The sequence below is a fragment of the Pseudomonas sp. D3 genome, assembly GCF_029320995.1.
Classification (GTDB): Bacteria; Pseudomonadota; Gammaproteobacteria; order Pseudomonadales; family Pseudomonadaceae; genus Aquipseudomonas; species Aquipseudomonas paraveronii.
Window position 1 is genome coordinate 3,968,437 of sequence record NZ_CP119772.1, and the last position, 22,108, is coordinate 3,990,544.

Consider the following 22,108-nt stretch of genomic DNA (forward strand, 5'->3'; position numbering starts at 1 on the left):
GTCACTGCACCAGCGGCGAGTCGGCGCCCTGCAGCGCGATGCCACGAATGTCCGCCGCGCCAATCAGGGTTTGCAGGTACTGCACCAATGCCTTTTGCCACACACCTTGCTGCAACTGGGTGCGGATCGCCACCGCCACCGCCTCATACGGCAGCGGTTGGCCTTCGATGCGCTGATCGACATTGATCACATGCCAGCCGTAACGGCTTTCCAGCGGCTTACCGGCCAGGCCCGGCGCCAGGGTAAACAGCTGACGCTCCAGCTCGGGCACGGTCTGGCCCTTGCTCACCTGGCCCAACGAACCGCCCTGGGCTTTGGACGGGCACGCCGAATACTGCAGGGCCAGCTCGGCAAAGTGGCCGGGCTGGTCTTTCAGGTTCAGCAGCAGGGCTTCCGCCTGGGTGTGCGCCAAATGGCGCGCCTCGGCGTCGTCCGGCGCGCATTCGAGCAGAATGTGCCGCACCGCCAGCAACGGCGCGCTGTGAAAGCGCCCGCGATTGTTCTCGAAGTAACGCACACAGGTGGCCTCGTCGCACTCGGGCACCTTGACCTCACGCTCCAGCAGCAAGCGCGTGGCGGCTTCTTCTTCGTTCTCGCCGGCGGCGATCTCCACCGCCAGGCCCAGCTCGGCGATCCGCTGCTGCAACAGCTCGCGGATCACCAGCGCACGGGCGGCCAGATACACCGCCTCTTCGCGGCTTTGCGCCGGGTGATATTGCAACTCCAGGGCCATGGCCTCCGGCGTGACGGGCACGCCGTTGACGCTGATGATCGGCCATTCCTGTTCACTGCTGGCGATCAGCTCAGGTGCCTTGAGTTCCTCGAACAGCGCCGGGGCCGCAACCTCGGCCACCACCGGTTCTTTGACCGACGAGCCGCAACCACCGCTGCCGCCTTTACCGCCACCACATCCGCATCCAGTTGTCATGACGTTCTCCTCAATACTTCTGCCGCACGATTTGATAACGACGCCCCAAGTACCAGATCGGCGCGCTGACCATATGCACCAAGCGGGTAAACGGGAACAGTACGAACAGGGTCAAGCCCAGCGCCACATGCGCCTTGTAGATCAGGCTGACCGGCTCGATCGAAGCCGCCGCGTCCACCGGCCGCAACAGCACCACGTTCTGCGCCCAGTCGGCGAGCATCACCATCACCGAACCGTCCATATGCCCGGTGGAGGCGACGATGGTCAGCAAGCCAAGCACCAACTGCGCGAGCAGCACCAGCAGGATCAGGATGTCCGACGGGCTCGATGTGGCACGTACACGCGGGTCGCTCAGGCGGCGCTTGACCAGCATCAGCAAGCCCACCAGGCACAGCAGGCCGAAGACGCCGCCGGAGACCATCGCCAGCAACTGTTTGTTTTCAGTGCTGATCACATGGTGATAGACCGACGCCGGGGTCAGCAGGCCAACGAAGTGCCCGGCCAGCACGAACAGCACGCCGATGTGGAAGAAGTTGCTCGCCACGCGCATGCCACGGTTGTTGAGCATCTGGCTGGAGCCGGCCTTCCAGGTGTACTGCGACAGGTCGAACCGCGCCCAACTGCCCAGCAGGCAGATCGCCAGGGCGACATAGGGGTACACCCCGAAAACCAGCAAATTCCACTTAGACATTACCCACCTCCGCGGCTGGCACTGCGGCCTGCCCTTCTTGCTGAAAATCCACCCAGTGCAACGGCACCGCGCTTTCTTCGCGGGCTTTACCCGGCGCGCTGGGCATCGAGCTGCAACGGTCCTGTTGTTCGGCCTGCATAAAGTCCACCGCTTCCTCTTCCCAGATTTTGTCCAGGGCTTCGAGGGAGTCGTCACGCGGCTCGGCGGCGACCTGGGCGCGCAGCTCGGCCACGGCCTGGTGCGGCTCGGCGCCGGCGATCTGCAGCAACGCACGGAAGCAACTGGCATAGGCGCTCTCGCGCTCGTCCAGGCGTGCGGCGAGCAACGCCAGCAGGTGCGCCACATCCGCCAGGCCCTCGCGGGCCTCGATGTCTTCGCGGGTCGAGAGGAACTCCAGGTACAGCGGGATATAGTCCGGCAGCTCCTTAACGCCGATGGCAAACCCGGCCTCTTCGTACTGGGCCATCATGTCGACCATGGCCTGGCCACGGTCACGAGACTCGCCGTGGACGTGTTCGAACAGCAGCAACGACAGCGAACGCCCCCGGCCGAACAACGCGCCGTAGTGTTCCTGGCCATCCATCAGGTCATTGGCGCAGATCAGCTCGAGCAACTCGAACAGCGCGCCGCGCTGCTTGGGGCTGATTTCCCGCGACTCGATAATCGCCTGTTCCAGTTCGTCGCGGCCGTTCACCAGGGTGTCGGTGGGGTAGTCCAGCAGCAACGAAATCACTTTAAGAATGCGCATGGCTCAGTCCTCCCAGATCTGGACGGTTTTCAGCACGTCGCGGCGGTTGGCCTTCTTGGCGCCGAACATGTTGGTGTCGGAACTGCCGCTGCAACCGCTGCCGAAGCTGAAACCACAGCCGGAGCGTTCGGCGAACGCATCGCTCATGGCGTCTTCACGGTGCGCGCTCGGCACCACAAAGCGGTCTTCGTAGTTGGCGATCGCCAGGTAGCGGTACATCTCTTCCACCTGTTCCACGCTCAGGCCGACGTCTTCGAGCACTTGCAGGTCCTGCACGCCGTCGACTTGCTGGGAGCGTTTGTAGGCACGCATCGCCAACAGGCGTTTGAGCGCACGCTTGACCGGTTTTTCATCGCCGGCGGTCAGCAGGTTGGCCAGGTAACGCAGCGGAATGCGCAGGCTGTCGACATCCGGGATCACCCCGTTCATGCCCACGGTGCCGGCGGCTGCGGCGTTCTGGATCGGCGACAGCGGCGGCACGTACCAGACCATCGGCAAGGTGCGGTATTCCGGGTGCAGCGGCAGTGCGAGTTTCCAATCGACGGCCATTTTGTACACCGGTGAGCGCTGCGCCGAGTCGATCACCGACTGCGGCACGCCATCGGCCAGGGCCTGGCGAATCACCGCCGGGTCATTCGGGTCGAGGAAGATTTCCAGCTGTTTCTCGTACAGGTCCTGCTCGTTGGCGGTGCTCGCCACTTCGCTGATGCGGTCGGCGTCGTAGAGCAGCACGCCGAGGTAGCGAATCCGGCCGACGCAGGTTTCGGCACACACGGTAGGCATGCCGGCTTCGATGCGTGGGTAGCAGAAGATGCACTTCTCGGACTTGCCGCTCTTCCAATTGAAGTAGATCTTCTTGTACGGGCAGCCGCTGATGCACATGCGCCAGCCGCGGCACTTTTCCTGGTCGATCAGCACGATGCCGTCTTCTTCACGCTTGTAGATCGCGCCGCTCGGGCACGAGGCCGCGCACGCCGGGTTGAGGCAGTGCTCGCACAGGCGCGGCAGGTACATCATGAAGGTGTTTTCGTACTCGCCGTAAATGTCGGCCTGGATCTGGTCGAAGTTCTTGTCCTTGCGGCGCTTGGCGAACTCGGTGCCGAGGATTTCTTCCCAGTTCGGGCCCCACTCGATTTTCTGCATGCGCTTGCCGGACACCAGCGAACGCGGGCGCGCGGTCGGCTGGTGCTCGCCCAAAGGCGCGGTGTGCAGGTGCTGGTAGTCGAAGTCGAACGGCTCGTAGTAGTCGTCCAGGCTCGGCAGGTCAGGGTTGGCGAAGATGTTCGCCAACACGCGGAACTTGCCGCCGATGCGCGGGTTGATCGAGCCGTTGGCGTTGCGCACCCAGCCGCCCTTCCACTTGTCCTGGTTTTCCCATTCTTTGGGGTAACCGATGCCGGGCTTGGACTCGACGTTATTGAACCAGGCGTATTCCATGCCTTCACGGCTGGTCCAGACGTTTTTGCAGGTGATGGAACAGGTGTGGCAGCCGATGCATTTGTCCAGGTTCAGGACCATGCCGATCTGTGAGCGAATCTTCATCTCAGTTCTCCTCGATATCAGTCGGCAATGGGCGCGGCAAGTCATCGCCGGTGGAACCATCGAGCCAGTCGACCTTGGCCATTTTGCGCACCACGACAAACTCGTCGCGGTTGCAACCGACCGTACCGTAGTAGTTGAAACCGTAAGCCTGCTGGGCATAGCCGCCGATCATGTGGGTCGGCTTGAGCACCACGCGGGTTACCGAGTTGTGGTGGCCGCCACGGGTCTTGGTGGTTTCCGAACCCGGCACGTTCACGATGCGTTCCTGGGCGTGGTACATCATCACCATGCCTTCCTTGACGCGCTGGCTGACCACCGCACGGGCGGTCAGTGCACCGTTGACGTTGAAGCACTCGATCCAGTCGTTGTCCTCGATCCCGGCGCGCTTGGCGTCGATTTCCGAGAGCCACACAATCGGGCCGCCACGGCTCAAGGTGAGCATCAGCAGGTTGTCGCTGTAGGTGCTGTGGATGCCCCACTTCTGGTGCGGGGTGATCCAGTTCAGCACGATCTCGGTTTCGCCATTGCTGCGCTTGCCCTTCACCCCTTCGATGGTCTTGGTGTTGACCGGTGGCCGGTAGCTCATCAACTGCTCGCCGAACGCCTGCATCCACGGGTGATCCTGGTAGAACTGCTGACGGCCGGTGATGGTGCGCCATGGGATGTTTTCATGGACGTTGGTGTAGCCGGCGTTGTAGCTCACGTGTTCGTCTTCCAGACCAGACCAGGTCGGGCTGGAGATGATCTTGCGCGGTTGCGCCTGGATGTCGCGGAAGCGGATCGCTTCATGGGCCTTGGAGATCGCCAGGTGGCTGTGGTCGATGCCGGTGAATTCCGACAGTGCGGCCCAGGCTTTCAAGGCGACCTTGCCGTTGGTTTCCGGGGCCAGGGACAGGATCACCTCGGCGGCGTCGATAGCCGTGTCGATTTTCGGCCGACCGTGGCTGATCCCGGCATCGTTTTCGTGATGGTTGAGTTCGCCGAGGAACTCGACTTCTTCATCGGTGTTCCAGTTGATGCCCTTGCCGCCGTTGCCGAGTTTTTCCAGCATCGGGCCCAGCGACGAGAACTGCTTGTAGATGTTCGGGTAGTCGCGTTCCACCACGGCAATGTTCGGCGCGTTCTTGCCGGGCACCGGGGCCACGCGTGCGCTTTTCCAGTCGGTGCCGCCAAACGGCTGGGCCAGTTCGCCGACGCTGTCGTGCATCAGCGGTACGGTAACCAGGTCTTGTTCCACGCCCAAGTGGCCGACCGACATGGCCGAGAACGCCTTGGCGATGCCTTTGTAGATTTCCCAGTCGGAGCGCGATTCCCACGCCGGGTCGATAGCCGCCGACAATGGGTGGATGAACGGGTGCATGTCCGAGGTGTTCATGTCGTCTTTTTCGTACCAGGTGGCGGTCGGCAAGACGATGTCGGAATACACGCAGGTGGAGGACATGCGGAAGTCCAAGGTGGTCACCAGGTCGAGCTTGCCGATGGCGCCGTCCTCGACCCATTCGGCCTCGGTCGGTTTGCACTCGGTGCTGTGGCCGATGTCTTCGTTCATCACGCCGTTCTTGGTGCCCAACAGGTACTTGAGCATGTACTCATGGCCCTTGCCCGACGAACCGAGCAGGTTGGAGCGCCAGATGAACATGTTGCGCGGGAAGTTCACCGGGCTGTCCGGCTGTTCGCAGGCAAAGCGCAGGCTGCCGTCCTGCCAGGACTTGACCACGTAGTCTTTCGGCGTCATGCCGGCTGCGGCCGCCTCACGGCAGATATGCAGCGGGTTGGTGTTGAGCTGCGGCGCGCTGGGCAACCAGCCGGCGCGTTCGGCGCGGATGTTGTAGTCCAGCGCGTGTTCGGGGAACTGCGACTTGTCGGCCAGAGGCGAGAGCACATCGTGCATGCTCATTTTCTCGTGGCGCCATTGCGAACTGTGGCCGTAGAAGAAGCTGGTGCCGTTCATCTGGCGCGGTGGGCGGTTCCAGTCGAGGCCGAAGGCCAGGGGCAGCCAGCCGCATTGCGGGCGCAGTTTTTCCTGGCCGACGTAGTGGGCCCAGCCGCCGCCGGTCTGGCCGACGCAACCGCAGAGCATGAGCATGTTGATCAGCCCGCGGTAGTTCATGTCCATGTGGTACCAGTGATTCATCGCCGCGCCGACGATGATCATCGAGCGGCCCTTGGTCTTGTCGGCGTTGTCGGCGAACTCACGGGCGATCTGGATGGCTTTCTCGCGGCTGACGCCGGTGATCGCTTCCTGCCACGCCGGGGTGCCCGGCACGCTGGCGTCGTCGTAGTCCTTGGCCACGTTGTGGCCGCCCAGGCCACGGTCGATGGCCAGGTTGGCCGCCGACAGGTCGAACACGGTCGCCACCTTGGCCACACTGCCGTCGGCCAGGGTCACGTTGTGCACCGGCACGCGGCGGTACTGCACCGCCTCGCCGGCCACGTGCTGGAAATGCTCCTGGACTTCGCCGGCAAAATACGGGAACGCGACTTCGGCGACGTCGTCACCGATCAGGCTGAGTTTCAGGTCGATCGCGCGGCCTTCGCCGCCCTCTTTGGCGAGGATGTTCCACTTGCCCTTCTCGCCCCAGCGATAGCCGATGGAGCCTTGCGGTGAGACCAGTTCGCCGCTCTCGTCGAGGGCGATGGTTTTCCATTCCGGGTTGTTGTCCTGGCCGAGGTTGCCGGTGAGGTCCGAGGCGCGCAGGAAGCGGTCCGGCTGGTAGCCTGCACCCGGGGCGAAACCGGTCATGGGCTTGAGCATCACCAGCACCGGCAAGTCGGTGAAGCGCTTGGCGTAGTCGGTGAAGTAGGCGCTCGGCTTGTCCAGGTGAAATTCTTTGAAGATCACATGGTTGAAGGCCTGGGCCAGCGCGGCGTCGGTGCCCTGCTTGGGGTTGAGCCACAGGTCGGTGAGCTTGGCCACTTCCGAATAGTCGGGGGTGATCGCCACGGTCTTGGTGCCCTTGTAGCGCACCTCGGTGAAGAAGTGCGCGTCCGGGGTACGGGTCTGCGGAACGTTCGAACCCCAGGCGATGATGTAGTTGGAGTTGTACCAGTCGGCCGATTCCGGCACGTCGGTCTGCTCGCCCCACACCATCGGCGAGGCCGGTGGCAGGTCGCAGTACCAGTCGTAGAAGCTCAGGCACACACCGCCGATCAGCGACAGGTAACGCGAACCCGCCGCGTAGCTGACCATGGACATGGCCGGGATCGGCGAGAAGCCGACGATGCGGTCCGGGCCGTATTGCTTGATGGTGTAGACGTTGGAGGCGGCGATGATTTCATTCACCTCCTCCCAGTTCGAGCGAATGAAACCGCCCATGCCGCGCTTGCTCTTGTAGGCGTCGGCCTTGACCTTGTCCTCGACAATGCTCGCCCAGGCTTCCACCGGCGCCAGGGTCTGGCGCGCTTCACGCCACAGTTTGAGCAGCGGCTTGCGGATCTTCGGGTACTTGAGCCGGTTGGCACTATAGATGTACCAGCTGTAGCTCGCACCACGCGGGCAGCCACGAGGTTCGTGGTTGGGCAGGTCGTTGCGGGTGCGCGGGTAGTCGGTCTGCTGGGTTTCCCAGGTAATCAGGCCGTTCTTCACGTAGATCTTCCACGAGCAGGAGCCGGTGCAGTTCACGCCGTGGGTGGAACGCACGATCTTGTCGTACTGCCAGCGCGAACGGTAGACGTTTTCCCAGTCACGGGACTCTTTGCGAGTCTCACCGTGGCCGTCGGAGAATTCGTTTTGTTTGCGGTTGAAGAACCGCAGTTGATCCAATAAGTGACTCATGGTGCTTTCCTCATCAGGCGTGCTGCGGGGTGCGTTGCCCCGCGAATTCAGGTCGGACTAGCAGGGTGTGGCGCAGCCTTTGCGGGCGTACCACCACCAGGTCACGACGATGCAGCTCAGGTAGAAACCGACAAACATGTAGAAGGCCATCGCCGGGCTGCCGGTGGCGGCCATGGACGTGCCGAAGGACTTGGGAATAAAGAACGCACCGAAGGCGCCCATGGCCGAACTGAACCCCAGCACCGCGGCGGATTCCTTGCCGGCATCCTTGATGGCCTGCTCGCGCTCGGCAGCGGATTTACCGGCGCTGGCTTTCTCGTGCTGGGTGCGGAAGATCACCGGGATCATGCGGAAGGTGGAGCCGTTGCCCACGCCAGTGGTGATGAACAGCAACATGAACATGCCGAGGAAGCCGTAGAAGCTGCCGCCCTGGCCGTTCTGCGGCAGGAAGTGCAGCACGCCGAACACCATCACGATCATCAGCACGAAGTTCCACAGGGTCACCCGCGCGCCGCCCAATTTGTCCGCCAGCCAGCCGCCCAATGGGCGCACCAGCGCGCCGACCAGCGGGCCGAGGAAGGCAAACTTCAACGCCACCACGTCCGGAAACGAGGTTTTGATCAGCAGCGGGAACGCCGCCGAAAAGCCGATGAACGAACCGAAGGTCGCCAGGTACAGCCAGCACATCAGCCAGTTGTGCTTGCGCTTGAAGATCACCGCCTGCTCGCTGAACGAAGCGCGGGCGCTGGACAGGTCATTCATGCCGAACCACGCCGCCACGGTGACGGTGAGGATGAACGGCACCCAGATGAACCCAGCGTTTTGCAGCCACAACTGGCTACCGTCCGGCAGGGTCTGCGCTTGCCCGCCGACCACGCCAAACACACCAAAGGTGATCACCAGCGGCACGCAGAACTGCATCACCGAGACGCCCAGGTTGCCCAGACCGGCGTTCAGGCCCAGGGCCGTGCCCTGCTGCGCCTTGGGGTAGAAGAAGCTGATGTTGGACATGCTGGAGGCAAAGTTGCCGCCGCCAAACCCGCACAACAAGGCGATCAGTACAAACACGCTGTAGGAGGTGTTGGGGTCTTGCACCGCGAAACCCATCCACAGCGCCGGCAGCAGCAGCGACGCGGTGCTCAGGGCGGTCCAGCGGCGTCCGCCGAAGATCGGCACCATGAACGAATAGAACACCCGCAAGGTCGCGCCGGACAGGCCGGGCAACGCCGCCAGCCAGAACAGCTGGTCGGTGGTGAAGCTAAAGCCGATGGCGTTCAGGCGCACGATCACCGTGCTCCACACCATCCACACGGCGAAGGCCAGGAGCAGCGCGGGAATCGAGATCCACAGGTTGCGGGTGGCGGTTTTTTTGCCGCTGCCCCCCCAGAACGCGGGGTCCTCGGGGCGCCAGTCGTGAATCACCGGGCCCGACTCGGGCTTTTGCGCGATGGACATGTTCATTCTCCTTGGAGACGTTGGGCGGTGTGGCCCAGCAGCGGTTGTTTGCGGATTTCGCTGAAGTACATCCAGGTCAGGGACACCCAGACCACGCCGTACATCAACATGAAGCAGGACGAGCGCACGCCGGTGAGGTCCACCAGGGCGCCAAACAGAATCGGCAGCACAAAGCCCCCCAGGCCGCCGGCCAGGCCGACGATGCCGGACACCGCGCCCATGTTCTGCGGGTAGTCATTGGCGATGTACTTGAATACCGAGGCCTTGCCGAACGCGAAGGCGATGCCCATCACGAACAGCAGCACGGTGAACAGGGTGGGGTTGAGGCCGATATGGAAATCCAGGGGACCGTTGACGGTCATCACTTGCAGTTGGGTCTGCGGGTAGCTGAGCAGGAACAGGCAGATCCAGCTCACCCACAACACCCACCAGGTCACGCTCTGGGCGCCCCAGCGGTCAGACATCCAACCGCCGACCGCACGCAGCACGCCACCGGGCAGGGAGAAACAGGCGGCCAGCAGCGCGGCGCTTTGCAGGTTGAAACCGTATTCCTGCACGTAGTACTTGGTCATCCACAACGCCAGGCCGACGTAGCCGCCGAAGACAATCGAGTAGTACTGGCAGTAGCGCCACACGGCCGGGTCTTTCAGGCACCGCAGTTGCTCGCGCAAGGTGGCGCCGCCGGCACTGCGGTGGGCCTTGTTTTCGCTGGTGAGGAACCAGAACAGCAGCGCGGTGATGAACAAGATCGCGCCGAACACCTTGGGCACCAGGTGCCAGGTGCCAAGGGCGATCAGCGCCGGGGCAAGGAATTTAGTGACCGCAGCCCCGGCGTTACCGGCGCCGAAGACGCCCATGGCAAAACCCTGGTTCTCTTTGTCGAACCATTTGGCGACATAGGCGATGCCCACCGAAAACGAACCGCCAGCCAGGCCGACAAACAGGCCCAGCACCAGGAACTGCCAATAGGCAGTGGCGTAGGTGATCAGGTACAGCGGCAGGACGCAGGCCAGCATCAACAGGAAGAACACGATGCGCCCGCCGAAACGGTCGGTCAGCAAGCCCAATGGCAAGCGCACCAGGGAACCGGTCAAGACCGGCGTGGCGGCCAGCAGGCCGAACTGGGTTTCGTTGAGTTGCAGCAGCTCTTTGATCGGCACGCCCAACACGGCGAACATCATCCACACCATAAAGCAGACGGTGAAGGCCAGCGTGCTCATGCCCAGCACCAGGCCTTGTCTTATACGGGGTTGAGTCACGGTATGCGCTCCAGAAGGTGATTTCATGAGCGCAGGTTAGGGGCGACACCCCCGTGGAACTTGACGCAGATCAACGTCGGCCTGGGGGGTATAAGGCTATGCTGACCGCACATACCTCTAAGGAGGTAGTCCCTATAACAAGAGAAAGTCTTTATTTATCAATGGATTGATCTCTTGTGCCGGCGTTTTCCCGTGGGAGGGTTTGCCGGCAACTCTTTAGAGGTAGTGCGCCAGGGATTGCGGCTTTCCAGCTCGTTTTTCCTTTTCAGGTGCCGCCATGCAGGCTTTGTCCCCCCTCCGAATACGCCGTGATGTTTAACTGGCTGCGCAGCTCCCTGCCCGCGCGCGCTGGCTTGGCCGTGATCCTGATCGCCATTCTGGCCCTCGCCAGTTCCTTGAGCGCGGGGCTGATCGCCTGGTTCAGCCAGGGCGACGCCGCCGCGATCAACACCGCAGGTTCCGTGCGCATGGAGACCTACCACCTGAGCTGGCGACTCGCCGCTGCCGCGCCGGTTGCGGAGATCGACGCCATCACCCAGAGCCTGCAAGGGCGCCTCGACAGCCAGTCGCTCAAGGCGGTGCTGGAAGACGGCCCGAACAGCGCCCTGCTGCAGAGCTACCAACAAATCCAGCAACGCTGGAACGACGAGCTGCGCCCGGCCCTGGGGCGCGGTGATGCGGCGCTGTTCCAGGCCAGCGCACCGGCCTTTGTCGAGCAAATGAATCAATTCGTCAGCCTGTTGCAGCAACAGAGCGAACAAAAACAAGGCTGGCAGCAAGGGATCCAGGGCCTGGCGCTGTTCAGCACGCTGATCATCCTGTTGATCGGCCTGTATGAATTGCAGTACGGCGTGGTCAACCCCTTGCAGGAACTGGTACAGGCCACCCGACGCTTTCGCGACGGCGACTTCAAGACCCGGGTCAACCACCGCTCCGAGGATGAACTGGGCCAACTGGCGCTGAGCTTCAACGCCATGGCCGAGACCATCGAGGCGTCGCACCGCACCCTGGAAAGCCAGGTGCGCCTCAAGACCCTCAACCTGCAACAAGCCAACGCCGCGCTCGAACTGCTCTACCAGAGCAGCCGCAGCCTGGCCACGCGCCTGGCCAATGCCGAAGGCCTGGACGAACTGATCCGGCGCTTCCAGAAACGCCTGCCGGGGTTGCGCCTGTCGTTGTGCCTGCAAGGCCACTTCCTCGCACCAGCCCAGCAGATGCTCGCCTTGCACGGCGGCGACAGCCGCAACATCTGCGCCATCGGCGATTGCGCGAGCTGCCATAAACACAACGTCGCGCCGCCACAGGTATTCAGCATCAGCAACCAGGGCTCGGAACTGGGTGAACTCAAGGCCCACTTCGACGATGGCCATCCCCCGCAGGACTGGGAGAAGCAATTGATCCAGGCCCTGGCCAACCTGATCGGCACCTCGCTGTCGCTCAAACGCCAGCGCGAACAGGATCATCGTTTGCTGCTGCTTGACGAGCGCACCATCATCGCCCGGGAACTGCACGACTCCCTGGCGCAGGCGCTGTCGTACATGAAGCTGCAAGTCAGCCGCATGCAAACCCTGATCCGCCGTGGCGAGCCGGTGGAGACCCTGGCCACCGTCACCGCCGAACTGCGCGACGGCCTGAACAACGCCTACCGCCAACTGCGCGAGCTGCTGACCACCTTCCGCCTGCAAATCCACGATGCCGGGCTGGTACAGGAACTGTCGGACACCGCCGAAGAGTTCTCCCGGCGCGGCGAATTCCAGGTGCACCTGCACGTCGACGCCCTCGCCTTCCAATTGTCGGCCAGCGAGCAGATTCACTTGCTGCAAATCACCCGCGAGGCCCTGTCCAACTGCCTGCGCCACGCCCATGCGCAAAACGCCTGGCTGCAACTGCGCCAGGAGGGCGAGACCGTAAGCCTGAGCATCGAGGACGACGGCCGTGGCTTTTGCGGTGCCGTCGACCAACGTGAACACCACGGCCTGACCATCATGGACGAACGTGCACGCAGCCTGCACGGCCAACTCGACATCGGCCCCCGCGAGCCCCAGGGCACACGGGTGCAAATGCGCTTTCAACCGGAATTTCTCGGGCAACCTCTACAAGGCAACCTCCCATGAGCACACTCCCCCGCCACCGTATCCTGCTGGTCGACGATCACCCGATGATGCGCCGCGGCATGCGCCAGATACTCGAGTTGGAAGACGATTTGCAGGTCGTCGGCGAAGCCGGCAATGGCCAGGAAGCCCTGGACCAGATCGAGAGCCTGCAACCGGACCTGGTGCTGCTGGACAACAACATGCCACAGATGAACGGCCTGGAAACCCTGCGCCGCCTGCGCGCGATGAACTATGCGGGCAAGGTGCTGCTGTTTACCGTGTCCGATGCCGAGGATGACATTCGCGATGCGCTGCGCCTGGATGCCAACGGGTATCTGCTCAAAGACATGGAGCCGGAGTTGGTGGTGGAGTTCATCCGCGACGCGTTGCATGGGGCGTTGGTGATCAGCCCCGGGTTGACGCGGGTGCTGGCCCAGGCCCTGCGTTCGCCGCAACCCCATGCGGCGGTGGAGTTGACTGAGCGGGAGCGGCAGGTGCTGCGCACGATTGCCAGTGGGTATAGCAATAAGGTGATCGGGCATAAGCTGGGGATTACCGAGGGGACGGTGAAGGTACACGTGAAGAATTTGCTGCATAAGTTGGGGTTGCGGTCGCGGGTGGAGGCGGCGGTTTGGGCGATGGAGCATTTGCGGCAGGCGGGGTGAACTTGGCGGCCTCCGGGCCGACCAGGCTGCTTTGGTATTGGGTACATATTCGTTTTTTTGGTCATGGCGGCGGGTGGTTCCGCTCTTACAGCGGGTCACTTTGGAAAAGCCGGAATGCCGGCCCAGCCCAACGTAACCAAAGGCCTCTTGCCCCAACACTCGGCACCTCGCTAGTGCTTGGTGAGCCTAAGATCAAGATCAAAAACCAGAGCTAGAACAAAAGCAGAACGAGTTCTATCTGATCCACGGAGATCAAAAAGTGGGAGGGGGCTTGCTCCCGATAGCGGTGCATCAGTCATGCATGTAGTGGCTGACACACTGCTATCGGGGGCAAGCCCCCTCCCACTTTTTTGACCGGTCAGGCCGGCTACTGGGGCGCCCCGTTAACCCAAACTCGCCAAACGCGGGAAGAGGTACCCCCTTCGAGGCATATCCCCAAACCCTGGGTCGCCCTACCCTGATGACCCGTGGAGGCCCTTATGCTCACCCATCCCCAAATCGTTCTAACCCTGCGCCGGCATCACCTGTTCAGCCGGTTGCCTGAAAAAACCTTTCAGGATGTCTGCACCCTGGCCAGTCTCAGGCGCTTGCCCAATCACACTCCGCTCATGCACCAGGGCGATCCCGCCGATCGGTTCTTTCTGCTGGTCAGCGGCCAAATCAAGCTGCACCGGGTCACGGGCGAAGGTCAGGAGCATCTGGTGGAAGTCATCCACCCCGGCCAGACGTTTGCCGAAGCGCTGCTGTTCACCCAGGCCAAGGCGTACCCGGTGAGTGGTACCGCGCTCAAGGACAGCGTCCTGGTGAGCATCGAAGGCCAACACTATCGCCGGGCGCTGGAAGACCAGCCGGCCATTTGCCTGGCGATTCTGGCGAGCATGAGTATTCACCTGCATCAGCGCCTCCAGGACATCGACACCCTGACCCTGGCCAATGCCAGCCGCCGGGTGATCAATTTCCTGTTCCAGGAGCGCGACGGCGTCAACAGCGAGGTGGTGTTGCAGGTGCCCAAGCGCCTGGTGGCGTCGAAGCTGGGGATTCAGCCGGAGACGTTTTCGAGGATTCTGCATCGGCTGGTGGAAGGCGGGTTGATCGAGGTGCGCCAGCGCACCATTCGAATCCTCAACGAAGAGCAGTTGATGGGGTATCAAGCCGGTTGATACCCCTCGCGGTCAATGCCCGCTGTGCATCATCGGCATCGGTTGCTGCAACAGCGCCAGGTCGATCTGCTCGAAACGCAACAGCCGGCCACCGGTGTCCGCCGCGACTTTCTGCGCCTTCGCCTCATCGGCAAACGAAGCCAGCACCACGCCCATGGCGCCCTTGAGCCCGGTGCCGATCACGTAGTACGCGGTGCGGGCGTCGATCAGGTGCTTGTCGTCCGGTGCATCCCACTGGCTGCGGCCCATGTCATGCACGTACAACTTGGCGTCGTCGTGGCGGTTTTCCGGTTGCAGCCACCAGCCGAGCATTTCGGCGGTGGAACAGAATTTCTTCACCCCGTCTCGCGCTACCACTTGGCCCTTGGGCCCGGGAAATGGGTTGATCACCATGCCGCACACGTGGCACTCGTCGTTCGGATGAAACGCCACCGGCGCTTCGCTGAAGCTCGACTCCTGCACCTTGTCGCAGGCGGTCACCAACAAGCCGACCAGCAAGGCCGCGACTACCCGTGTCTTGAAACCCATATCACTCACTCCAACAGTCATAAAAAGTCCTTACGCCGCACGGCGCCGGAACAACCCATAGGCCAGCGCCAGCGGCACGGCCACCCACCCCAGCAGGCACGCCCACAGGGCCAGCGGCGGCACGTCGAGGTCCGACCCCAGGGCCATGACCCCCACGGACTGGGTGCCCGTGCCGAAACCGGAAAGGTTGATCAGCCGATACACGTCGGTGGGGTTGAGCAGCAGCAACCAAGGCAGCCCCTGCGGGTTGAACTGGCCTTTGCTGAGCACCAGCAAGGCCAGCAGCGCCAGGTCGAAGACCAGCACGAAGTAGAACCACACGCCCAGCGCCAGCCCGGCGGCGGTGGATTTTTCTGCGCACAGGCTGCTCAAGCCATAGGCCATCCCGAGAAAGCACCAACCCAACAAGGCCGAGGTCAGCATGAACCGGCCGAAGGCCCAGAGCAGCATGGCGAAATCCACGTCGTCGACCAGCAGCGCAATGGCGAGCATCGCGCAGCCGAAGCCGAGTACCGTGGCCAGCGCGAGGATCAGCCCATGGCCGACGAACTTGCCGAGCAGGATCTGCCCGCGCCCCAAGGGGTAGGTGAGCAGCAGCAACAAGGTGCCGCTCTCGTCTTCGCCGACGATCGCGTCATAGGCCAGCAACAGCGCGATCAGCGGCATCAGGAACGTCGCCAGGCTGGCCAGGCTGGCGATGGTCGCCGGGATCGAGGTGAAGCCCAGTTGCCCGGCAGCGGCGGCGCCGAGCCAGGCGATGCCAATGGCCAGGACCGCGAACAACAGGCTGATCGCCAACAGCCAACGGTTACGCAGGCCGTCGCAAAATTCTTTGCGGGCCATGTTCCAGATCGGGCTCATAAGGCCACCTCCTGTGCCGTGACCATCGCGCCGTCCATGTAATGCCGGTAGATGTCTTCGAGGGACGGCGGCAGGATTTCCACGTCGCTGGGGCTGTCTTCGGCCAGCAGTTGACGCAGCAGTTGCACCTTGCTGCCGTTGTGCGCCGCCACTTGCAGCCCTTCGACGCCCCAGCGCCGGGTAACATGGCCGGCGGCGTTCCAGCGTTGTTGCAGCAGCTCGACGCGCTGCAAGCCGCTGGTGCGAATCAGCGTCGGCAAGCCGGCCTCGGCGCGCAATTGCGCCAGGCTGCCCAAGGCCAGCAGGCGGCCCTGGGTGAGGATCGCCGCGCGGTTGATGTGCGCCTCGACGCCCGGCAGCACATGGGAACACAGGATGGTACTGGTGCCGGCCGCACGCAGGCGGTCGAGCAGGCGATACAGGTCCTGGGTGGCGAACGGGTCGAGGCCCACGGTGGGTTCGTCGAGCAGCAACAGGCGTGGCTCGCCGAGCAAGGCCTGGGCCAGCCCGAGGCGCTGGCGCATGCCCTTGGAATAGGTCTTCACCCGCCGCCCCGCCGCCGCTGTCAGGCCGACGTCGTCCAGCAGGCGGTCGACCTGATGCATCGGCGCGCCCTTGAGCCGGGCAAAGTGGCGCAGGGTTTCGACGCCGCTCAACTGTGCGTAGAACGTGACGTTTTCCGGCAGGTAACCGAGCCAGCGGCGCACGTGGGGGTCACTCGGCGCACGGCCGAACACCCGCACCTCGCCGGCGCTGGCGCGCAGCAAGCCAAGGACCAGTTTCATCGCGGTGGTCTTGCCCGCGCCGTTGTGCCCGAACAACCCCAACACTTCCCCGGGGGCCAGGCTCAGGTTCAGGTCGTGCAGCACCGTGGCACGCCCGTAGCACTGGCTGACGCCTTCGATCTCGACGACATTCATCATGCAGGTTCCTTATGCGTGGGGGCTTGCATCAGAGGGTGGCTGTCCATCACTCCCGGCGACTTCATCACCGGAAACGCACGTTGCACCCAGCGCAGCAACTCAATGCCGGGGCTGTTCATCAACAGCCGTACCTGGGGGTACATCCACAGCAAGCGGTCGACGTTGTCGTTCGGCTCATAAGCCACATCGCCCAGGCCATCGCCGTTGCGGTCCCAGCCGAGGTAGTCGCTCCAGTAGTTGCCCCGGCCGTCCGCCGACCATTCCTGCAAGCGGCTGGCGACGTATTTGACCTGGCGCTGGTTGTCGATGAAGGCGTTGCCGGCGATGCGGTTGTCTTCGGAGCCGGCGGTCAGGTGGATGCCCACCGCGCTGCGGGCGAAGCGGTTGTGTTCGATGCGGTTGAACAGCGAGTTGTAGATGAACAGCGCCTTGCCTTCGCCGCCGGCGATCATGGTGTCGCCGGTGGAGCCGTCGCGCACATCGGTGACGACGTTGTCCTGCAAGGTCGAATAGGTGATGTAGTTCATCAGGATGCCGTAGTTCTGGTCCTGCTCGGAGCGATTGCCGATCACCGTCAGCTTGCGGCTTTGCATCAAGGCATAGCCGGTGCGGGTGCGGCGCGTGGTGTTGCCCAGGACCTGGTTGTCGTTGGCGAACATGTAGTGGATGCCGTAGCGCAGATCTTCCAGGGTGTTGCCTTGCAGCAGGTTGCCGTTGGAGGTGTCGATGTAGATGCCGTCGCGGGTGTCGCGCACGTGGTTATCGATGACGCGGGCACCGTGTACGGCGTACAGGTGAATGCCATTGCCACGGTCCTGGGAGCGTACCGAGGTATCGCCCTGGATGCGGTTGCCGATCAGGCTCACGTCCTGGGTGCCGTCGACCCAGATGCCAAAGCCCTGGCCTTGCAGGCGGTTGCCCAGCAGTTGCGCGCCGCGGGCCTGGGGTTGGATGAAGACACCGGCGTTCATGGCCGTGAGGTCGTCGCCCCAATCGAGGAACGTGCAGCCTTGGACGCTGACATCCGGCGCGCTGATCAGCAGGCCGTTGCCCTGCCCTTCGGCCTGGAAGAGGGCGCCGGGGGCGCAGGTCAATTGCAGCGGTTGGTCGATGCGAAACGAGCCCCGGTATTCGCCGGCAGGCAGGCGCCAGTGGTTGGGGCCGTCGGCTTGCAGGGGTAAGTCGGTGATGGGGCGCACGCCAGCGTTCACCCCGAACGAGAGCAGTGCGAGCCCTATCAAGGTGATGAGTGATCGAGCCACAGTGATGTCCTTAAACTGAATGCGGCTAAATGTGGGAGGGGGCTTGCTCCCGATGAGGGTGTATCAGTTGATGCATCCTTGGCTGATTCACCGCCATCGGGAGCAAGCGCCCTCCCACCTTTGTCCTGCTGTGTCCTTGTGTCAGGCGCGCTCGACCTTCATCCGCCCGACCATCTCCATGTGCAGGGCATGGCAGAACCAGCTGCAGTAGTACCAATGCAGCCCCGGTTTGTCGGCAATGAACGTGATCGACGAGGTCTGCTGCGGGCTGATCTCCATGCTCACGCCGTGGTTGACCATGACAAAGCCGTGGGTCACGTCTTCGATCATGTCGATGTTGGTGATGGTCACGGTGACTTCATCGCCCTGTTTGACGGTGAACTCCGTGAGCCCGTAAGCCGGGGCCATGGAGGTCATGTACACGCGCACCTTGTTGCCGTCGCGGATCACCTTGCTGTCGGTTTCCAGGTTGATCCCGTCCTTCTTGGCGATGGCTACCGTCTCGGCGAAGAACGGATCGTTGCGCTCCCAGATTTTCTTGGTCTTGATCTGGTCGCGGCGCGCCATCGCACAGTCGTGGGGTTCGGCGAAGGCCGGGCCGTCGTGGACCAGTTTCATTTCATCGCCGGAGATGTCGATCAACTGGTCGTTCTCCGGGTGCAGCGGGCCGGTCGGCAGGAAGCGGTCCTTGGAGAACTTGCTCAATACCACCAACCACTGGCCGTCGGCGTCACGGGTTTCGGTCAGCGACGCATGGTTGTGGCCCGGCTGGTACTGCACATCGAGCTTCTGCTTGATGTAGTTGACCTTCTCGCCGCCATAGGCGCGGATGGCCTCGGCGATATTCCACTTGACCACCTGGCTGTCGATGAACAGCGTCGTGTAGGCAAAGCCGCGCCCGTCGTAGGTGGTGTGCAGCGGGCCCAGGCCCAGTTCCGGTTCACCGACCACCACGCCGCGCGGGTCGGTGATCTTGCCACTAAACAGGTCGTCGAGTTTGTCGATGGCGATGATGGTGCAGGTCGGCGACAGCTTGCCGTTGGCGATGAAGTACTTGCCATCCGGCGAGGTGTTGCAGCCGTGGGGGTTCTTCGGCACCGGAATGTAGCGGGTGAATTCGCTGTCCTTGCCGTCCTCGGATTTGCGCCCGTCCACCACGGGCACCTTGACGCCGTCCACACTGATGAACTTGCCGGCCTTGATCGCCGCTTCGATGCGCGGGATGTTGAACACCACCACCCAGTCGCGCTCGTTACGCATCATGCCGGCCAGGTCGGTGGCCTTTTCCGAGTTGTAGCAGGTGGCCGCCGCGTACTTGCCGGTGTAGTCCATGTCGGCGTTGTCGAGGTTGCCGTCGACGATCACCTGGAACGCCATTTCCATTTTCTCGGCGTCGATGGCATTGAACATGGTGAAGGCGTTGCGATCCTGCAGGTCGAAGCTGTGGCCGTCATTGGGGTGCGGGATGATGAACTCAGCGTTGCAGAACACGTACTTGGTGTAGGGCACCTTTTGCAGGCGCAGGCCGTGGATGGCCTGGACGTTCGGTACGGTGAGGATTTTGTCGCACTTCATGATGTCCAGGCGGATGCGCGCCACCCGGCTGTTGGCCTTGTCATTGATAAACAGGTACTTGCCGTCGTAGCGGCCATCGGTGGTGGACAAGTGCGGGTGGTGGCAATCGCCGTTGCGGTACTTGGCGCCCTCGCCGAGGATGCGCTTGCTCTCGTTGGTCAGGCCCCAGCCGGTGGCCGAGTCGACGTTGAACACCGGGATGCGCATCAGCTCGCGCATCGACGGGATGCCCAGCACCCGCACTTCGCCCTGGTGGCCGCCACTCCAGAAGCCGTAGTAATCGTCGAGCTGGCCGGGTTCTACATGGATTTTCGATTTGGCGTCCTTGGCCGCCGCCGCGAAGGATTCACGGGTAAACACCGCGCCGCCGAGCGCCGACGCACCCGCCAGCACAGCGCCAGTCACCGCACCGGTGCCGAGGAAACTGCGCCGGGTCAGGCCGTCGTGTTTATCGTCTGTATCGTTCATGGGTTGCTCCTTCAAGTGTTGGGATTTATCTGCACTACGGGAATCTGTACGGGCGCCGCCTTGTTGCGCTTCTTGCGTTTGTTGATCAGCGGCGGGCACTTGTTTTCGTTGTGCCAGGTCATCTGGCAGTCGAGGCAGTAGTGGCATTCGTTGGCGTTGATATGGCCGTCCGGGTGGATCGCCTGGATCTCGCATTCCTTGGCGCACAGTTGGCATGGGTTGCCACATTCCTGGCGACGCTTGAGCCAGTCGAACAGGCGGAACTTGCTCGGAATCGCCAGGGCGGCGCCGAGGGGACAGAGGTAGCGGCAGTAGACTTTGCGGGTGAACAGGTTGATCACCAGCAACGCCACGGCGTAGAGCACGAACCACCACTGGCGATCGAACTTGAGGGTGATGGCGGTCTTGAACGGTTCCACTTCGGCAAAGCGTTCGGCGGTGGCCATGGATTCCAGCGAGAGGCCGAACAGCACCAGCAGGATCAGGTACTTGATCGCCCACAGCCGTTCATGCACCGCGAAAGGCAATTCGAACTGGCGGATCTTCAGACGGCGCGCGGCTCCGTTGAGCAGTTCCTGCAAGGCCCCGAACGGGCACAGCCAGCCGCAGAACACCCCACGCCCCCACAGCAGGATGCTGGCGGCGGTGAAGACCCAGAGCATGAAGATCAGCGGGTCGGTGAGGAACAACTCCCAACGAAAGTCCTGCACCAGCGCATGCACGAAGGTCAGCACATTGACCACCGACAACTGCCCCAGCGCATACCCGCCGACGAACCCCACGGTAAACAGCAGATAACCCCGGCGCAGCCAGTGCAGCAGACGCGGGCGCCGAGCCAGGCTGTCCTGCAGGAACAGGATTGCAGTGAGCAGCAGCAGCGCGACGCCGAGCACGATGATCTGGGCCTGCTTCTGGTACCAGATGCTCAACCACAGCGGGCGGCTGGCCTCATCCAGCGCGGCTTGTTCGGCGGCGGTGGGCAGCGGCCGCTCCAGGTACTGTTCGGGCATCTGGTAAGGCAATTCGAAGCTGCTGAACGTGCCGCTGACCGGACCGGTCTGGCGCCGCACCAGCAACTCTAGGGTCCAGGCCGAACCCGGGTCGAAGCCGGCCTGCGGACGCACGATGAATATCGACATCTCGTCGAAAGCCGGCATGCCCTCGGCGTAGACATCGTCGATGCGCTGGTGGTCGAGGTCACGGAAGCTGATCACGTTGCCGAACTGGCGCAACTGCACCCGGTCGAAAATCCCGCCGCGCACGTAACCCGAGCCCTTGAACGAAAACAGCCCACGGCCGAGTACCGCGATGGCCTGTTCGCCGGGTTTGAGCCCCTGCATCAAGCTGCGGTAGTGCGCCTCGCCCAACAGGTTACGGCCGATGCTCGGCGGGTTGAGGTTGGCCACATAAAGCTCGATGAACGTCTCGTCCGCCGCCTCGGCGCCTTCGGCGGCGGTGTCCTTGAAGGCCGCGTCGACCTGGCCACGGGTCAAAAGCAGGCGGCGGATCGCGCCATTGCCGGTCAATTGCGCCCAGGTGGCGGGGTCAAACCGATCAGTGCGGATCAGCGCAACTTTCTGCGCGGTAGCGGCCGTGCCGTCGATCAGCTTGAGCCACACCGCCACCTCACGGGCTGCCCGCATCACCACTTCATTGACCACCATCGCGGTCACGGTCGCGCCGGCAATCGCGTCCACCGTCACCGCCTTCGGGTCACTGGAACGCCCGACTACCACGCGCTGGCGCACATCGACGCCGGAATAGTGCGCGGTGAACTCGTGCAGTTTGATCTCGGGAATACCGATCAACAGGATCGGCTCGTGGTGTTCCAGCACGTAGGCATCGCGGATCACCCCGGCGGTGTCGAGGATCACCTGGGTGTTGATCGGTTTACCTGAATACGCCGGGATCGCCACCACATCCAGGCTCTGGAACACATAGCCGATGGGCTTGCCCGCCGTCGAAATGGTGCGCACCTTAAACGGGCCGTCCGGTGCGGAGACCGCATCCTGGGCGGGAAACGTGCGCTCGATACGCTGCTGTTCGATGTCGCCGTAAGACCGGGCCTGGGCGGTGAAGCTGGTGATGAGCAACACCACCAGCACAGTCAGCCAGTGGCGTGTCAAGCGCGCGGAGCGAGTCATGGAGTCCCTTGAGGCGTCGGGCTGAAGATGG

At 63.0% G+C, this 22,108-nt stretch carries 16 protein-coding genes; 3 read left to right on the forward strand and 13 right to left on the reverse strand.

What is annotated here, in order from left to right; genetic code table 11:
- Position 1: 1 nt before the first annotated feature.
- The 7 genes from P3S72_RS17990 to P3S72_RS18020 are packed head-to-tail and all read right to left on the reverse strand — an operon-like array spanning position 2 to position 10,398.
- Entirely contained in the window at positions 2-928 is a 927-nt protein-coding gene (locus P3S72_RS17990) for a peptidylprolyl isomerase (RefSeq protein WP_276193410.1), read from the reverse strand.
- Positions 929-938: 10 nt separating this feature from the next.
- Positions 939-1,619 (reverse strand): respiratory nitrate reductase subunit gamma, encoded by a 681-nt coding sequence (gene narI / locus P3S72_RS17995; RefSeq protein ID WP_247404564.1) that lies wholly within the window; start codon positions 1,617-1,619, stop codon positions 939-941.
- Complete coding sequence (gene narJ / locus P3S72_RS18000; protein WP_276193411.1) at positions 1,612-2,367, reverse strand: nitrate reductase molybdenum cofactor assembly chaperone; 756 nt, start codon at positions 2,365-2,367, stop codon at positions 1,612-1,614. The genes narI and narJ overlap by 8 nt, the downstream gene beginning before the upstream one ends.
- A gap of 3 nt (positions 2,368-2,370) precedes the next feature.
- Positions 2,371-3,909 (reverse strand): nitrate reductase subunit beta, encoded by a 1,539-nt coding sequence (narH, locus tag P3S72_RS18005; protein ID WP_017849323.1) that lies wholly within the window; start codon positions 3,907-3,909, stop codon positions 2,371-2,373.
- Position 3,910: 1 nt separating this feature from the next.
- The gene (locus P3S72_RS18010) at positions 3,911-7,684 is read right to left on the reverse strand and encodes a nitrate reductase subunit alpha (RefSeq protein ID WP_276193413.1); all 3,774 of its coding nucleotides are present in this window, start codon (positions 7,682-7,684) and stop codon (positions 3,911-3,913) included.
- Between the two features lie 57 nt (positions 7,685-7,741).
- Entirely contained in the window at positions 7,742-9,139 is a 1,398-nt protein-coding gene (locus P3S72_RS18015) for a NarK family nitrate/nitrite MFS transporter (RefSeq protein ID WP_276193414.1), read from the reverse strand.
- Positions 9,140-9,141: 2 nt separating this feature from the next.
- Positions 9,142-10,398: a nitrate/nitrite transporter gene (locus P3S72_RS18020; protein WP_276193415.1), complete on the reverse strand. Its 1,257-nt coding sequence runs from the start codon at positions 10,396-10,398 to the stop codon at positions 9,142-9,144.
- A gap of 311 nt (positions 10,399-10,709) precedes the next feature.
- On the opposite strand from P3S72_RS18020, the gene P3S72_RS18025 reads away from it, so the two are divergent.
- The 3 genes from P3S72_RS18025 to P3S72_RS18035 all read left to right on the forward strand — a co-directional run bounded on the left by P3S72_RS18025 (position 10,710) and on the right by P3S72_RS18035 (position 14,316).
- Positions 10,710-12,512, forward strand: a complete 1,803-nt coding sequence (locus P3S72_RS18025; RefSeq protein ID WP_276193416.1) for a HAMP domain-containing protein — start codon at positions 10,710-10,712, stop codon at positions 12,510-12,512.
- Positions 12,509-13,156: a two-component system response regulator NarL gene (gene narL, locus P3S72_RS18030; RefSeq protein ID WP_276193417.1), complete on the forward strand. Its 648-nt coding sequence runs from the start codon at positions 12,509-12,511 to the stop codon at positions 13,154-13,156. The genes P3S72_RS18025 and narL overlap by 4 nt, the downstream gene beginning before the upstream one ends.
- Before the next feature lie 479 nt (positions 13,157-13,635).
- Positions 13,636-14,316, forward strand: a complete 681-nt coding sequence (locus tag P3S72_RS18035) for a Crp/Fnr family transcriptional regulator (protein ID WP_253395131.1) — start codon at positions 13,636-13,638, stop codon at positions 14,314-14,316.
- A 12-nt stretch (positions 14,317-14,328) separates the two neighbouring features.
- Here the strand turns inward: P3S72_RS18035 and P3S72_RS18040 are convergent, their stop codons facing one another.
- The 6 genes from P3S72_RS18040 to P3S72_RS18065 form a co-directional block, all read right to left on the reverse strand.
- On the reverse strand, positions 14,329-14,844 hold the full coding sequence (locus P3S72_RS18040; protein ID WP_276193418.1) for a nitrous oxide reductase accessory protein NosL: 516 nt from the start codon (positions 14,842-14,844) through the stop codon (positions 14,329-14,331).
- Positions 14,845-14,874: 30 nt separating this feature from the next.
- On the reverse strand, positions 14,875-15,705 hold the full coding sequence (locus tag P3S72_RS18045) for an ABC transporter permease subunit (protein ID WP_276193419.1): 831 nt from the start codon (positions 15,703-15,705) through the stop codon (positions 14,875-14,877).
- Positions 15,702-16,625, reverse strand: a complete 924-nt coding sequence (locus P3S72_RS18050; protein WP_276197949.1) for an ABC transporter ATP-binding protein — start codon at positions 16,623-16,625, stop codon at positions 15,702-15,704. Before P3S72_RS18050 ends, P3S72_RS18045 begins: the two co-directional genes overlap by 4 nt.
- Positions 16,625-17,875 carry a nitrous oxide reductase family maturation protein NosD gene (locus tag P3S72_RS18055; RefSeq protein ID WP_276197950.1) on the reverse strand — a complete coding sequence of 417 codons (1,251 nt, stop codon included), beginning with the start codon at positions 17,873-17,875 and terminating at the stop codon, positions 16,625-16,627. The genes P3S72_RS18050 and P3S72_RS18055 overlap by 1 nt, the downstream gene beginning before the upstream one ends.
- 156 nt (positions 17,876-18,031) lie before the next feature.
- Positions 18,032-19,933 (reverse strand): TAT-dependent nitrous-oxide reductase, encoded by a 1,902-nt coding sequence (gene nosZ, locus P3S72_RS18060; protein ID WP_276193420.1) that lies wholly within the window; start codon positions 19,931-19,933, stop codon positions 18,032-18,034.
- An 11-nt stretch (positions 19,934-19,944) separates the two neighbouring features.
- Complete coding sequence (locus P3S72_RS18065) at positions 19,945-22,077, reverse strand: NosR/NirI family protein (RefSeq protein WP_276193422.1); 2,133 nt, start codon at positions 22,075-22,077, stop codon at positions 19,945-19,947.
- Between the last annotated feature and the right edge of the window lie 31 nt (positions 22,078-22,108).